Genomic DNA, 13532 nt, shown 5'->3' with positions numbered 1-13532 from the left:
TGCACTGGCGCGGCGGGAAAACTATGAACCACGGTGACTCGTGTCAATGATGTGAACGAGAAACGGCCGAATGACGTCAGGAAGCGAAGCCGGGGCAGGGGCCACTCCGGCGGAGCGGCCCCTGGTACCGGATTCCGCCTACGGGAGGACGGAGTCGAGCGGCGTCGCGGCGGCACCCACAGCCGTGGACGCCATGTCCGTCACCTGGGCGGGAAGGGGCGCGACGGCCGCAGCCCCGTCCCCGGAGTCGGCCTGGACGTACCGCGTCTCGTACCGCGACGGCGCGGGCTCGGCCGGTTGATCCGGCCCCTCCTGCGTGGGCTCGGCGCCGGGCGGTTCGGGGATGGGGTCGTGCGGGGACCCACGGTCGGGCTCGACGGGCGCGATGTCCTGTTCCTTGTTGTCGCCGCGCCCCTCTTCGCCGCCCTTCTTGCCGCCGTGTCCTTCTTCGTCACCCTGCTTGTCGCCCCGCCCGTCGTCGTCGCCCTGCCGGAGGCCCTTGTCCCGTGTCTCCTTTCCGCCGACGTCCGCCAGGCCGCCGTCGAGCATCCAGCGCTGGGCCTCGGAGCCGTCGCGTTCGGCGACGATCACGCTGCCGTCCTTGCCGTGCGCGACCGCGAGCCGCTCGGCCCCGCGCAAAAGCAGCTCGCCGTGGACCGTGAGGTCGTAGCGCGTCTCGCCGGCGTGGGCGAGGCAGTTCGCCAGGACGACCCTGTCCTCGTCGGAGTCGAGGCAGAGGGTCGGGTCGACCGCGCTGCGCAGCACGCCGTCGTCCTGGTACGACCACTGCTGGGACGCGGCGTTCGAGCACTCCGTCAGTTCCGCCGGCGCTCCGGTGCGGACCCGGCCGGCGCGGAGGTCGAGGCAGAGTCCTCCGTCGAGGTTGCGGAGCCTGCCCTGGGCGATCTCGACGGGGTCCTCGGCCGAGGCGGCGGACGGGGTGCCACCGGACGAGGGCTCGGACACGGTGCCGGGGTCGACGGTCCTGCCGCTGGCCACGCCCCAGGTGGCGCGTGCCTCAGGGACGCCGTTCTCGTCGGACCAGCCCTTGGCGGTGAGCACGGTCACGAGCAGGACGAGGGAGGTCAGACCGACGCCCACGGCGACCGCCCTGCCGCGTGTCCGCGGTGGGGCGAGGCGTTCCGGGCGGTGGCGTCCGCCCCGCCGGCGACGGTCGCATGCCGAGGAGCCGCCCCGGCCGGGCCGGGAGTCGAGATAGCGGCGGGCGCCCCAGCCGAGCACGGTCTCGGCGAGCAGTACCTCCAGGCCGCCCTCGAAATGGCTGAGCTGCTCGGCGGCATGCCGGCAGTAGCGGCACTCCATCAGATGCTGCTGGACATCGGGCAGCAGTGCGCCGCCGCGGCGAATGGGGACGTCGAGGAGGCGGTTGTAGTAGCGGCATTCCCGGCTGGGCGCGAGTTCGCCGTGGGCGCGGACGCAACCCCTGCGGAATTGCTCGCGCACTCCCTCCAGAGCGGCCGACGCCGTGGGCGTGTCGACCCCCAGCAGACCGGCGGGTATGGTTATCGGTTCCGCTTCGACCTCGGTGTGCCAGAGGAGGCATTGCGAAGCGCCCGAAAGGGCCCGGAACGCGCGCTCGGCGATTTGCCGCCTTTCGGGCGTCGTGGGCCTCGCGGCGCGCAGCCCACGCCCGCCGGTCGGTTTGCCGAGTTCCGGCAGCAGAGCGGAAATTCCGTCGTCGGCCGCCCACTCCTTCACCATGTCCCGTACGGCGACGAGGAGTTGCGGGCGCAGCGCGCCGGGGGCCGGCCGGCGCAGCACGCGTCGGAACGCGGCGGCGGCCACCATGGGGGCCGAACTCTCCGTGGTGGCGAGGCAGATGGCCGCGTAGTCGTGGGTCGCACGCCAGTGCCGCGCCATCAGCAGCGCGACGGCGCGGGAGTCCGTACCGCCCTCGCCCAGGCTCGCGACGAGATCGCGGTCGGACTCACCGGGGCTCGCCCCGGGCCGTGGCGGGTACGGCGGTCGTGGGGGGTAGGGGGATTGCACTGAACCATTTCCTTCCCAGCCGCAGGACGGCACGGGGATTGCACGTCCTTCGGAAAAGCAGGCGCCTGATTGGTGCATACCTAGGCCGGTCATCAGTTGACCGGCTTTCGGGTCGCTCACTTTCGCACAAGCTACGCACAGGAAACAAGAAGTTCGGTGACCGACGTTCAAAAAGCGAGAAATTCAAAAGGAGTTACCGCCGGTATCCGTACCGGCTTTCGAAATCACAACCGGACTGACCGTCAAGTTGTGTGCACACAAGGAACATCGATTCACGGAATCTTCAACTCCGCATACCGCACAGCAAGCTCCGAGGTTTCTCCCGGCCCGCTCTCATCCGGGTGCCGCAGCATGGGCCGCATGATCGTCCCCCACACGACACCCGCCCCCGCTTCACCCCGCACGGTCCGCAAGGCCGTGATCCCCGCCGCGGGCCTCGGGACCCGCTTCCTGCCCGCGACGAAGGCGACGCCCAAGGAGATGCTGCCGGTCGTCGACAAGCCGGCCATCCAGTACGTCGTCGAGGAGGCCGCGGCGGCCGGTCTCGACGACGTGCTGATGATCACCGGCCGGCACAAGCGGGCCATCGAGGACCACTTCGACAACGCCTTCGAGCTGGAGCAGGCCCTCGCGGCCAAGGGTGATTCCGTACGGCTGGACGCGGTGCGCGACCCTGCCCGGCTCGCCGACATCCACCACATCCGCCAGGGCGACCCGCTCGGCCTCGGCCACGCGGTGCTGTGCGCCCGCCATCACGTCGGCGACCAGCCGTTCGCCGTGCTGCTGGGCGACGACCTCATCGACCCGCGCGAAACCCTGCTGAGCCGGATGCTGGAGGTGCGCGACCGCCGCGAGGGCAGCGTGATCGCCCTGATGGAGGTCCCGCCGGAGCAGATCCACCTCTACGGCTGCGCGGCCGCCGAACCGACCGGCGAGGACGGCGTGGTCCGGGTCACCGGCCTGGTGGAGAAGCCGTCACGCGAGGACGCGCCGAGCCATTACGCCGTCATCGGCCGCTATGTCCTCGACCCGGCCGTGTTCGGCGTCCTGGAGCGCACCCCGCCCGGCCGCGGCGGCGAGATCCAGCTCACCGACGCCCTTCAGGACCTGGCGGCGGGCGGCACGGTCCACGGCGTCGTGTTCGACGGCCTGCGCTACGACACCGGCGACAAGGTCGACTATCTGCGCACGGTGGTGCGGCTGGCGTGCGAACGGCCGGACCTGGGACCGGAGTTCACGGCCTGGCTGAAGGAGTTCGTGGCGGGCCTGGCGGACGGCGGAGCCGAACGAAAGCGGCTCGCGGCCTGAGGGAGCGGCCCGGGACGAAAAGCACAGGGGCCCGCGCGGGGCCCCTGCTCACTGCGATGCCGTGCTGCCGTGCTGCCGTCCTGCCGGAACTCAGCTGTTAGGACGCAGGGTCCACACGACGGTCATGACGCCGGTGACGGCACCGTCCCCACGCTGGATCTCGATCGTCACCGGGAACTCGGGGCGCTCCCCCGCGTCCAGCTCCGCGACGACCTCGGCGGCCGGGCGGCCCAGCGTCGCGGTGGCGGTGACGGCACCCATGGCGAGCTTCTTGTAGGCGATCTCGGCGCTGACGGCGAGCGGCACGGCCCGCGAGAGCTGGTCACCGAACGCGGCCAGCACGATCGCGCCGCTGGCGGACTCGCCGAGCGTGAACATCGCGCCGGCGTGCGGCCCGCCCACGTGGTTGTGGTAGTCGCTCTGGTCCGGCAGAGCCACCACGGCCTTGTCCGGCGTGGTCTCCAGGAACTGGAGGTTCAGGGTCCGGGCCATGGGCACGGTGGCGGCGAGCATCTCGCCGATGGACATCTGGTCTGCGCTCATGACGGCCATGTTACCCATGAGTAGGAATTTGGGAACAGGCTGCGCACGATGTGACGAGCGTCGTATCCGCGCAGCCGTCCCACGACCCCGTCAGGGCGGCACGCGGGCGGCCGGAGCGGCGCTCATCGCGCCCCTGACCTGCGGTCGGCTTGGCAGATCGGGGCCGGGGCGGGGATAGTCTGCCGGTGACCTCCCCCGTCGACCTCCGCCGTCGTTCCCGCCGCCCCGCCTGGGCGGGCCGCAACTACAGCCTCCTGACCGCCGCCGCGTTCGTCACGAACCTCGGCAGCCACGGCGCGCTGATCGCCGCGGCGTTCGCGGTGCTGGAGGCCGGCGGCGACGGTGGCGACGTGGGCCTGGTGGCCGCCGCCCGCACCCTGCCGCTGGTGCTGTTCCTGCTGATCGGCGGCGCCGTCGCGGACCGCCTCCCCCGGCACCGGGTGATGGTCGCGGCCAACGCCCTGAACTGTCTCTCGCAGGCCGCCTTCGCCGTACTGGTGCTGTCCGGGGAGGCCGAGCTGTGGCAGATGATGCTGCTCACGGCCCTCGGGGGCACCGGTCAGGCGTTCTTCAGCCCGGCGGCCGAGGGCATGCTGCTGTCGTCGGTCGAGGGCGAGCAGGCGAGCAGGGCGTTCGCGGTGTTCCGGATGGCGATGCAGGGCGCGGCGGTCGGCGGTGCCGCGCTGGGCGGTGCCATGGTGGCCGCGATCGGGCCCGGCTGGGTGCTGGCGGCGGACGCGGCGGCCTTCGCGGTCGCCGGGTCGATGCGTGCGTTCCTGGACGTCGGTCACATACCGCAGCGGGTGCGGGGCGGCGGGATGCTCGCCGATCTGCGCGAGGGCTGGCGGGAGTTCGCCGGGCGGCCGTGGCTGTGGGGCATCGTCGTGCAGTTCTCCATCGCGAACGCGGTCGTGGGCGCGGCCGACGCCGTCTACGGCCCCCTGGTCGCCCGGGACCATCTGGGCGGGGCCGGTCCCTGGGGTCTCGCCCTCGGCTTCTTCGGAGCGGGCACCGTCGCGGGCGCCCTGCTGATGACCCGCTGGAAGCCGCGTCGCCTCCTGCTCGCCGGCACCCTGTGCGTCTTCCCGCTCGCCCTGCCCTCCGCCGCGCTGGCGGTACCGGCGCCGATCTCCGTGCTCTGCGCGGTGATGTTCCTGACCGGCGTGACGCTGGAGGTGTTCGGCGTGTCCTGGATGACGGCGCTCCATCAGGAGATACCGGAGGACAAGCTGTCCCGGGTCGCCGCCTACGACTGGTTCGGCTCGGTCGCGCTGGTGCCGCTGGCGACGGCCCTGGCCGGCCCGGCGGAGACGGCGTTCGGGCGCACGTCGGCGCTGTGGGGCTGCGCCGCGCTGGTGGTCGTGGTCACGGCGGCGGTGCTGTGCGTGCCGGACGTGCGCGACCTCCGCCGCCGTACCAAGCACGTGTCCGCGAGCGACCGGGTCGGCTCAGCCGATGCTGAAAGCGCCGTCGGGGGGCTCGGGTGAGGGCACGGCGTCCTCGTCCCGCACCGGCCTCGCCCCACCGATGAACTGCCGCAGGGCGGCGCCGTGTTCGACCCGGGCCGGGAAGGCGTCGCCGGCCATGAGCCGGGCGAGGGCCGCCGTGTCGAGCGGCCGGTGCGCGGCCACCAGCACCGCGTTCCCGAACCGCCGCCCGCGCAGCACGCCGGGTTCGGCGATCAGGGCGAGCTCCTCGAACACGGCGGCGAAGTTGGCGAGTTGGGACCGCAGGAAGGCGAACGGCGCGGCATCGGCGAGATTGGCAAGGTAGACCCCGTCGCTCCTGAGCACCCGTGCGGCGTGCCGGGCGTACTCGACGGACGTCAGATGGGCGGGCACCCGGGAGCCACCGAACACGTCGGCGACGAGGATGTCCGCAGAGCCCGCGGGAGCCGCTTCCAGCCAGGCCCGCGCGTCGGCGGCGTGCAGCGCGACACCGGCCCCCGCGGGCAGCGGCAGATACTCGACGACCAGCTCCAGCAGCCCCCGATCCGCCTCGACGACGTCCTGCCGGGAACCGGGCCGGGTGGCCGCCACGTACCTGGGCAGGGTCAGCGCCCCGCCGCCGAGATGCACCACGTCCAGTGCACGCCCCGCCTCCGCGGCGGTGTCCAGGACGTGTCCGAGCCGGCGGGTGTACTCGAATTCCAGGTACTCCGGATCGTCAAGATCGACGTACGACTGAGGCGCCCCGTCGACGGTGAGCAACCAGGCCCGCTTCCGATCGACGTCGGGCATGAGCTTGGTGAAGCCGTGGTCCGTGGTCCGGGAGACGGGTATCGAGTCGTTCACTCCTCCATTGTCGGTGAGAGTGCGGGCCTCAGGGGCGCGGGGAACTGCGCGACCGGCCACGACGGCCCCGCAGTCCCCCACGCACCCGGCAACACCCCCCTACGAGACGGCGGTAACGGTCCCCGCCCCCACGGTCCTGCCACCCTCACGAATGGCGAACCCGAGACCAGGCTCCAAAGGCATCTCACGCCCCAGTTCGACGGTCATCGCGACCGTCTCCCCGGGCCGTGCGACCCCCACCTCGCCGAGGTCGACGTCGCCCACCACATCCGCCGTACGGATGTAGAACTGCGGCCGGTACCCCGTGACGACAGGAGTCGTACGCCCGCCCTCGCGGGCCGAGAGGACGTACACCTGCGCGGTGAACCGGCTGCGCGGCGTCACGCTGCCCGGCGCCGCGACCACGTGCCCCCGTCGGACGGCGTCCCGTGGCACGCCGCGCAGCAGCAGCGCCACGTTGTCCCCGGCCTGCGCGTCCTCCATCGGCTTGCCGAAGGTCTCCAGGCCGGTGACCACGGTCTCCAGCCCGGCGCCGAGCACTTCGACCCGGTCGCCCACCCGCACGGTGCCCCGCTCGACGGCCCCGGTGACCACGGTCCCGCGGCCGGTGATGGTGAGCACGTTCTCGACGGACAGCAGGAACGGCGCGTCCACGTACCGCTCCGGCATCGGGACGTAGGTGTCCACCGCGTCGAGCAGCGCCTCGATGGACGCCGTCCACTGGGGGTCCCCCTCCAGCGCCTTCAGTCCCGAGACCCGTACGACGGGCGCGGTGTCGCCGCCGTAGCCGTGCTGCGAGAGCAGGTCGCGGACCTCAAGCTCGACGAGGTCGATGAGCTCCTCGTCCCCGGCGTCGGCCTTGTTGAGGGCGACGACGATGTGGTCGACGCCCACCTGCCGGGCGAGCAGGACGTGTTCGGCGGTCTGCGGCATGATCCCGTCGAGCGCGGACACGACGAGGATCGCCCCGTCCAGCTGCGCGGCGCCGGTGACCATGTTCTTGACGTAGTCGGCGTGGCCCGGCATGTCGACATGCGCGTAATGACGGGTGTCGGTCTCGTACTCGACGTGCGCGATGTTGATGGTGATGCCGCGCGCGGCCTCCTCCGGCGCCCGGTCGATGCGGTCGAAGGGCACGAAGGTGCCGGAACCGCGCTCGGCGAGGACCTTGGTGATCGCGGCGGTCAGGGTGGTCTTGCCGTGGTCGACATGGCCCATGGTGCCGATGTTGAGATGCGGCTTGGTGCGCACGTACGCGGTCTTGGACATGGCTGTACCTCGAAGTCTCTGCAGAAGTCTCCGCGAAGGAGAGAGGGACCCCAAGGACTTGCCGACCCTCCCCCTGCGGGGTCCGCCGGACTTTCCGGAGAGGGTCAGCTTCGGGCGCCGTCGGCTGCGGCCAGGAGGACCGGAACGGCAGCCTTCGGAGCATCCGCGACTGCGGATGCTGCGAGGACGAAGGCGTGCCGGAACATGAGGTCGATCATCGTCGACGCGTTGCCCGACGTCGAATGGTTTTCCGCGGATGGGGAGTTCGTGCCCTACGCCCCGATGTTCTTCAGTGCCTCCCGCACCGACAGCGGCGCGAACCGGCCGCGTTCGCGTGCCAGGAACTCCCGTACGGCCTCCGGGTCGGTCTTGGCGTATTCGCGCAGGCACCAGCCGATCGCCTTGCGGATGAAGAAGTCCGGGTGCCCCGACTGGCGCAGGCAGTAGGCGAAGAGGCGGTCGGTGTCGGTGCGTTCCTTGTAGCGCAGCTGGTGGAGCAGGGCCGTACGCGCGACCCACATGTCGTCGTCCGCGATCCAGGCGTCCATGTCGGCCGTGAGCTTCGGATCGGCGGTGACGAGTCCGCCGACGACATGGGCGGCGAGCAGGTCGACGGTGTCCCACCAGGAGACGGTCGCGATCAGGTGCCGGGCGACCGGGAGGAGACCGGAGGAGCAGCGCGCCACGTGCCGGCGCAGATAGTCGACGGCGAAGTAGTGGTACTCACGCTCGGGCAGCTCCCAGCACCGCAGGGCGACCGCGACACAGTCGGCCTCGGCGGGGCGGGCTGTGCCCTGGAGAACGGTGCGGGTCAGGGCGCGGCGCACCGGCGTCGTGAGGCCGAGGAAGGGGGCGACGTCCTTCATGTACGCCCGCATGGCCACGGCACGTTCCGGGTCGGCCGCCTCGGCGTAAGCGGGGAGGAGCCGCGCCAGCACCGTGTCGGCCAGGGCACTGCTCGGAACTTCCAGTGTTCCCGTACCTGTGACGCCCATGAGACGAACCATACGGCGATCAAACATCTTCGTCGGTTACTGTCGCCGAATGCTCGACGATGCCACCACCCGCTCTGGGGGCACCGCCACCGCCTCGCCGTCGGCCGCCGCCAGCGAACTCGCCGTCACCGCACCCGTGCCGGCGCCCGTAGCCGCGGGCTTGGCCGCGCGCTGCGGGAGAGCGCTGCTCTCGCCCTGGTCGCGGCTGTCCCTGCTCCTGGTGCTGCTCGCGGCCGCCGCCGCGTCCGTGCTGCTCTTCGAGCCGCACAAGCTCCTGGCCCACGGCTGGCCGCCGCAGGTCGGCGGGCCGGTCGCGGTGGTGCTGTTCGCCGTGGGGTACGGCCTGATCACCGTGGCGTTCGTGCCGCGGCCGCTGCTGAACCTGGCGGCGGGCGCGCTCTTCGGCTCGGCTCTGGGCATGGGCGCCGCCATGGCCGGCACCGTGATCGGTGCCGCGATCTCCTTCGCGCTCGGCCGGATGCTCGGCCAGGACGCGCTGCGCCCGCTGTTGCGCGGGCGGTTGCTGAAGGCGGCGGACAAGCAGTTCAGCAGGCACGGTTTCCGCTCGATGCTGGCGGTGCGGCTGTTCCCCGGTGTGCCGTTCTGGGCCGCGAACTACGCCGCCGCCGTCTCCCGCATGGGGTACGTGCCCTTCCTGCTGGCCACGGCGCTCGGTTCGATCCCCAACATCGGCGCGTACGTCGTCGCCGGCGCACGGGCCTCGCAGCCCACGTCCCCGGTGTTCCTGATCGCGGTGGCCGCCATCGCGCTGCCGGCGCTCGCGGGCGCGGTGGTGGCCTGGCGCAAGCGCCACCACCTGCGCAGTCGCTGAGCCGTCTCCCGGCCGCTCGACGGCCCGGCCGTCAGACCGACTCGACGATCATCGCGTTGGCGAGGCCGCCCGCCTCGCACATCGTCTGGAGCGCGTAGCGGGCGCCGCGCTCGCGCATCGCGTGGACCAGGGTCGTCGTCAGCCGGGTGCCGCTCGCGCCGAGCGGGTGGCCCAGGGCGATCGCGCCGCCGTGCACGTTGACCTTGGCGAGGTCGGCGCCGGTCTCCTGCTGCCAGGCCAGGACGACGCTGGAGAACGCCTCGTTGACCTCAAAGAGGTCGATGTCGCCGAGCGACAGCGATGCCCTGCGCAGCACCTTCTCGGTCGCCGGGATGACTCCCGTGAGCATCAGCAGCGGGTCGGAACCGGTGACGGCGAAGCTGTGCAGCCGGGCGAGGGGGCGCAGGCCGAGCCGGGCCGCCGTCTCGCTGGAGGTGATGAGGACGGCGGAGGCGCCGTCGTTGATGGGGCTGGCGTTGCCGGCGGTGACGTTCCATTCGATCTGCGGGAAGCGCTCGGCGAACGCCGGGTCGTGGTAGGCGGGCTTGAGGCCGCCGAGGATCTCGGTGGTGCTGCCGGGCCGTACGCACTCGTCGCGCGAGACACCGTCCAGGGGCGCCACCTCGGCGTCGAACAGGCCCTGCTCCCAGGCGGCGGCCGCCTTCCGGTGCGAGGAGACGGCGAACTCGTCCATCTGCTCCCGGGTGATCGACCACTTCGCGGAGATCAGTTCCGCGCTGATGCCCTGCGGGACGAGGCCCTCCGGGTAGCGCTCGGCGATGCCGGGGCCGAAGGGGTCCTTGCCGGGCGGCACGTTCGACCACATCGGCACCCGGCTCATCGACTCGACGCCGCAGGCGACGACGATGTCGTACGCCCCCGAGATGACGCCTTGCGCGGCGAAGTGAACGGCCTGCTGGGAGGAGCCGCACTGGCGGTCCACGGTGGTCGCCGGGACGGTCTCCGGGAAGCCCGCGGACAGAGCGGCGTACCGGGTGGTGTTCATGGCCTGCTCGCCGACCTGGTCGACGGTGCCGCCGATGACGTCGTCGATCAGCGCCGGGTCGACGCCCGAGCGCTCGACGAGAGTGCGCAGGGTGTGGGCGAGGAGCTGGACGGGGTGGACGTGTGCGAGGGAGCCGTTCAGCTTGCCCTTGCCTATGGGAGTGCGTACGGCTTCGACGATGACTGCGTCACGCATGGTGCGGGCCTCCTTGGCCGCCGGGCGGTGATCAGCGCGTGGGCCGGTGTGGTGACCGGCGCGATTACCGGTGAGTAGGAAATCCGAACTCACCATAGCCCGGAGGGTTGGAAAATCAAACCCATACGGTTGGAAAGTCGAACTCGCCCCTTAGACTGAGCGGCATGGCCGCCACCAAAGATCCGCGCCCCTGTTCCATCGCAGACGCCCTGGCCCTCGTCGGCGAGAAGTACTCCCTGCTCGTGCTGCGCGAGGTGTGCCTGGGCAACGGCCGCTTCGACCAGCTCGTACGCAACATCGGCGCCCCGCGCGACATCCTGGCCACCCGGCTGCGCCGCCTCGTGGACGCCGGGATCCTCACCAAGCGGGCCTACAGCGAGCGCCCTCAGCGTTTCGAGTACCGGCCCACGCAGGCCGGCCTGGAGCTGGAGCCGGTCCTGATGACCCTCATGGCGTGGGGCGACCGCCATCTGCGGCACGACGAGGACCGCCCCATGGTGATCGAGCACGTCTGCGGCAACGAACTCGTCCCGGTCGTCACCTGCCGGGCCTGCGGCGACCCGGTCCACCACGAGGACCTCACCGCCCATCCCCAGGTGCCGGGATGGACGGTGGCGGGACCTTCGGCGGCGTGAACCGGACTTCGGCGGCACGAGTCGGACCAGCCGGACCGGCCACCGCGACGCTCACCAGGGATGCGTCTCCAGGTACTTGGTGATCTCCTGGCGCTCCCACACCCCGTCGGCCACGACGACCCGATAGCGACGGGTGAGGGTGTCGCCGGGCGCGAGTTCCAGCTCGTCGTGGAAGGCCCAGGACGGGGCGGCACCGGCGAAGGGCTCGCCGCGTACGAACCAGTGGGCGGGGTGGGCGCCCCGCTCGCCGGCATGGTCGTTCTCGGGGGCGTGCGCGAACACGAGGGTCGCGTGACCGTCGGCGCCGTCGTGCTCGCCGGAGTACGCGAGCCAGGGGGCCTGCGCGCCCATCAGGCCCGGACCCTCCCCGTCCGGGGTGGTGATCCGGCCGCCCTGGAACGCACGCGGGCCGCGCCAGAACAGGCCCGTGTAACCGGCCATCTCCCGCCCGGCGGTCGTGGGGCTGCCGAACCGCAGCGGCTCCGCACGCCGGTTCGTGACGGCGGTCGTCCAGGTCAGGGCCCATGAGCCGGACTCCGGCTCGACGTCGTGCACCTCGATCCGGCGCCGCTCGTCGGCCCACAGCTCACCGCCGTACGGATGCCAGGTCAGCCGCTCGGCGATGACGACCCGGCCGTCCGCCGAGGAGACCTCGTCGAAGCCGGCGTGGGCCATCGACCCGACGCGCTCGGGGAGTTCGAGGTACCCCTGCCCGTGGACGTAGCTGTTGCCGCCCCACAGGTTCGCCCCCGACAGATGCGACGCGGTCAGCGACAGGCCCTTGTGCCAGCGGTGGTCGTTGGGGCGGTAGTCGGTGACGACGTCGCCGGCCAGCGTCCGCAGCGGGTGGACGTACGGCTTGGGCGCCTCCCAGGCCGCCTCCGCGCGGTAGACGTAGGCGAGCAGTTCGACGCCGGTGACGGGGTCGGTGACGGTGATGCGGTCGCCGTAGGAGTGGACGATGCGCAGCCCGGTCACGCGGCGGCCTCCTCGGCGGCGGCCGGCCGGTCGTCCTGGGCGGGCGCCCAGCCCGGCGCGCCTCCGTGCATCGCCGAGTGGAAGGGGTCGCCGGGGCCGATCTCCCCCGCCCGGACCGTCGCGTCCGTGAACGCCGACTTGTACAGGGCGGCGATCAGCTCGAGGCTCGTGCGCCCGTCCTCGCCGCTGCTGCGCGGCCGCTGTCCTGCGCGCATGCTCGCGACCAGTTCCCGCAGCTGCTCAAGATGCGAACTGGGCACGTCCGCACCGAAGTCCTGCCAGGTGGTGGCCTCGGCGGCCGGCACACCGCGGGCCGGTGTGATGCGCCAGTCGTCGTTGCGATGGCCGTAGAGATGGGTCAGTTCGACGGTGGCGCGTTCGCAGTCGATGCGGATGCGGCTGACCTCGTCGGGGCTCAGCACGCTGTTCACCACGGTCGCCATCGCACCGTTCGCGAAGCGCACCAGGGCGGTCGATACGTCCTCCGTCTCCACGTCGTGCACCAGCCGGCCGGCCATGGCCCGCACCTCGCTCCACGGTCCGAGCAGGTCGAGCAGCAGATCCATCTGATGGATGCCGTGGCCCATCGCCGGGCCCCCGCCCTCGGTCCCCCAGCGGCCGCGCCAGGGCACGGCGTAGTACGCGGTGTCGCGGTACCAGGTGGTCTGGCAGTGCGCGACCAACGGGCGGCCCATGGCGCGCTCGGCCAGCAGGCGGCGTACGTGCCGGGTGCCGGATCCGAAGCGGTGCTGGAAGACGATCGAGGCGTAGGGGCCGCCGTCCCGGCCCTCCTCGGCCTCCACGGCGTCGAAGTCGGCGAGGCTCGGCACCGGAGGCTTCTCGCACCACACCCACGCCCCGGCGCGCAGGGCGGCGACGGTCTGGTCGCGGTGGAGCGTGGGCGGGGTGCAGATGACGACCAGGTCGGGCCGCTGCTCCCGGAGCATCCGGTCGAGGTCGGTGTAGCCGTGGAGGTCTACGCCCGCGACGGCGCGGAACGACTCCACCGAGGCCGCGTCGATGTCGACGGCGGCGACGAGCTCCGTCTCGCCCTCCTCGGCGAGCATGGCCAGCGCGGGGAGGTGCGAGTCGCGTGCGATGGCGCCGGTGCCGATCACGGCGACCCTGACACGGCGGCCGGCGAGCGGAGCGGGATGGGGCCGGTGCGTGCCGGAACCGGAAGCGGCCTCGGATGTTGCCATGGGCGTGATCAGACTCCTCCGGGACGACGAACGACGGGCGACCGGCTTCGCGTGCTGCAGGAATCCGACAGGGGTGCAGCAAGCGCTTTCCGCTCGCTGCAACGTAAGCGGCGGCCCCGCAGCAGGTCAACACCGGTTTACGCGCGGGTGGCGAGTGCCTGCCCCGGCCCCTGTGCCGGAGCTGTCATCGCGGGACGCTACGCTGCCCCTCGACACTCGCGATCACTGCGCCGCCGACGCGTGTCCCTCATCGCCCTTGCCGCAA

General features: G+C 71.9%; 12 protein-coding genes. 4 read left to right on the top strand and 8 right to left on the bottom strand.

The window, feature by feature from the left end:
• Nucleotides 1-138 precede the first annotated feature (138 nt).
• The gene (locus tag CP983_RS36805) at nt 139-2010 is read right to left on the bottom strand and encodes a ricin-type beta-trefoil lectin domain protein (RefSeq protein ID WP_229914858.1); all 1872 of its coding nucleotides are present in this window, start codon (nt 2008-2010) and stop codon (nt 139-141) included.
• A 360-nt stretch (nt 2011-2370) separates the two neighbouring features.
• Here CP983_RS36805 and galU point away from each other — a divergent pair, with 360 nt between their 5' ends.
• Nucleotides 2371-3318 (top strand): UTP--glucose-1-phosphate uridylyltransferase GalU, encoded by a 948-nt coding sequence (galU, locus tag CP983_RS36800; RefSeq protein ID WP_150504399.1) that lies wholly within the window; start codon nt 2371-2373, stop codon nt 3316-3318.
• Between the two features lie 90 nt (nt 3319-3408).
• Here galU and CP983_RS36795 read toward each other — a convergent pair whose 3' ends face one another.
• Nucleotides 3409-3870: a DUF4442 domain-containing protein gene (locus CP983_RS36795; RefSeq protein ID WP_107912143.1), complete on the bottom strand. Its 462-nt coding sequence runs from the start codon at nt 3868-3870 to the stop codon at nt 3409-3411.
• A gap of 176 nt (nt 3871-4046) precedes the next feature.
• Between CP983_RS36795 and CP983_RS36790 the strand changes: the two genes are divergently transcribed.
• Complete coding sequence (locus CP983_RS36790) at nt 4047-5348, top strand: MFS transporter (protein ID WP_150504397.1); 1302 nt, start codon at nt 4047-4049, stop codon at nt 5346-5348.
• On the opposite strand, the gene CP983_RS36785 is transcribed toward CP983_RS36790, so the two are convergent.
• From CP983_RS36785 to CP983_RS36775, 3 genes are all read right to left on the bottom strand, one after another.
• Nucleotides 5310-6155 (bottom strand): spermidine synthase, encoded by an 846-nt coding sequence (locus CP983_RS36785; RefSeq protein ID WP_150504395.1) that lies wholly within the window; start codon nt 6153-6155, stop codon nt 5310-5312. The genes CP983_RS36790 and CP983_RS36785 overlap by 39 nt on opposite strands.
• A gap of 99 nt (nt 6156-6254) precedes the next feature.
• Nucleotides 6255-7424 (bottom strand): elongation factor Tu, encoded by a 1170-nt coding sequence (gene tuf, locus CP983_RS36780; protein ID WP_125525669.1) that lies wholly within the window; start codon nt 7422-7424, stop codon nt 6255-6257.
• A gap of 272 nt (nt 7425-7696) precedes the next feature.
• Nucleotides 7697-8419, bottom strand: a complete 723-nt coding sequence (locus CP983_RS36775; protein WP_150504393.1) for a DNA alkylation repair protein — start codon at nt 8417-8419, stop codon at nt 7697-7699.
• A gap of 49 nt (nt 8420-8468) precedes the next feature.
• Here CP983_RS36775 and CP983_RS36770 point away from each other — a divergent pair, with 49 nt between their 5' ends.
• Complete coding sequence (locus CP983_RS36770; RefSeq protein ID WP_150504391.1) at nt 8469-9251, top strand: TVP38/TMEM64 family protein; 783 nt, start codon at nt 8469-8471, stop codon at nt 9249-9251.
• Nucleotides 9252-9282: 31 nt separating this feature from the next.
• On the opposite strand, the gene CP983_RS36765 is transcribed toward CP983_RS36770, so the two are convergent.
• Complete coding sequence (locus CP983_RS36765) at nt 9283-10452, bottom strand: thiolase family protein (RefSeq protein WP_150504389.1); 1170 nt, start codon at nt 10450-10452, stop codon at nt 9283-9285.
• 164 nt (nt 10453-10616) lie between these two features.
• Between CP983_RS36765 and CP983_RS36760 the strand changes: the two genes are divergently transcribed.
• Nucleotides 10617-11087 carry a winged helix-turn-helix transcriptional regulator gene (locus CP983_RS36760; RefSeq protein WP_107912150.1) on the top strand — a complete coding sequence of 157 codons (471 nt, stop codon included), beginning with the start codon at nt 10617-10619 and terminating at the stop codon, nt 11085-11087.
• Nucleotides 11088-11138: 51 nt separating this feature from the next.
• Here CP983_RS36760 and CP983_RS36755 read toward each other — a convergent pair whose 3' ends face one another.
• Both CP983_RS36755 and CP983_RS36750 read right to left on the bottom strand, forming a co-directional pair.
• Nucleotides 11139-12065 carry a DUF6807 domain-containing protein gene (locus CP983_RS36755; protein WP_150504387.1) on the bottom strand — a complete coding sequence of 309 codons (927 nt, stop codon included), beginning with the start codon at nt 12063-12065 and terminating at the stop codon, nt 11139-11141.
• The gene (locus tag CP983_RS36750) at nt 12062-13267 is read right to left on the bottom strand and encodes a Gfo/Idh/MocA family protein (RefSeq protein ID WP_150504385.1); all 1206 of its coding nucleotides are present in this window, start codon (nt 13265-13267) and stop codon (nt 12062-12064) included. The genes CP983_RS36755 and CP983_RS36750 overlap by 4 nt, the downstream gene beginning before the upstream one ends.
• Nucleotides 13268-13532 lie beyond the last annotated feature (265 nt).

Source organism: Streptomyces chartreusis, from assembly GCF_008704715.1.
GTDB lineage: Bacteria > Actinomycetota > Actinomycetes > Streptomycetales > Streptomycetaceae > Streptomyces > Streptomyces chartreusis.
This window is presented reverse-complemented; position numbering and strand designations above follow the sequence as displayed.

What these genes read in the sequence shown, in the direction of transcription:
- galU (WP_150504399.1), top strand. Translation starts at nt 2,371, where the DNA reads ATGATCGTCCCCCACACGACACCCGCCCCCGCTTCACCCCGCACGGTC.
- CP983_RS36795 (WP_107912143.1), bottom strand. Translation starts at nt 3,870, where the DNA reads ATGGCCGTCATGAGCGCAGACCAGATGTCCATCGGCGAGATGCTCGCC.
- tuf (WP_125525669.1), bottom strand. Translation starts at nt 7,424, where the DNA reads ATGTCCAAGACCGCGTACGTGCGCACCAAGCCGCATCTCAACATCGGC.
- CP983_RS36775 (WP_150504393.1), bottom strand. Translation starts at nt 8,419, where the DNA reads ATGGGCGTCACAGGTACGGGAACACTGGAAGTTCCGAGCAGTGCCCTG.
- CP983_RS36770 (WP_150504391.1), top strand. Translation starts at nt 8,469, where the DNA reads ATGCTCGACGATGCCACCACCCGCTCTGGGGGCACCGCCACCGCCTCG.
- CP983_RS36765 (WP_150504389.1), bottom strand. Translation starts at nt 10,452, where the DNA reads ATGCGTGACGCAGTCATCGTCGAAGCCGTACGCACTCCCATAGGCAAG.
- CP983_RS36760 (WP_107912150.1), top strand. Translation starts at nt 10,617, where the DNA reads ATGGCCGCCACCAAAGATCCGCGCCCCTGTTCCATCGCAGACGCCCTG.
- CP983_RS36750 (WP_150504385.1), bottom strand. Translation starts at nt 13,267, where the DNA reads ATGGCAACATCCGAGGCCGCTTCCGGTTCCGGCACGCACCGGCCCCAT.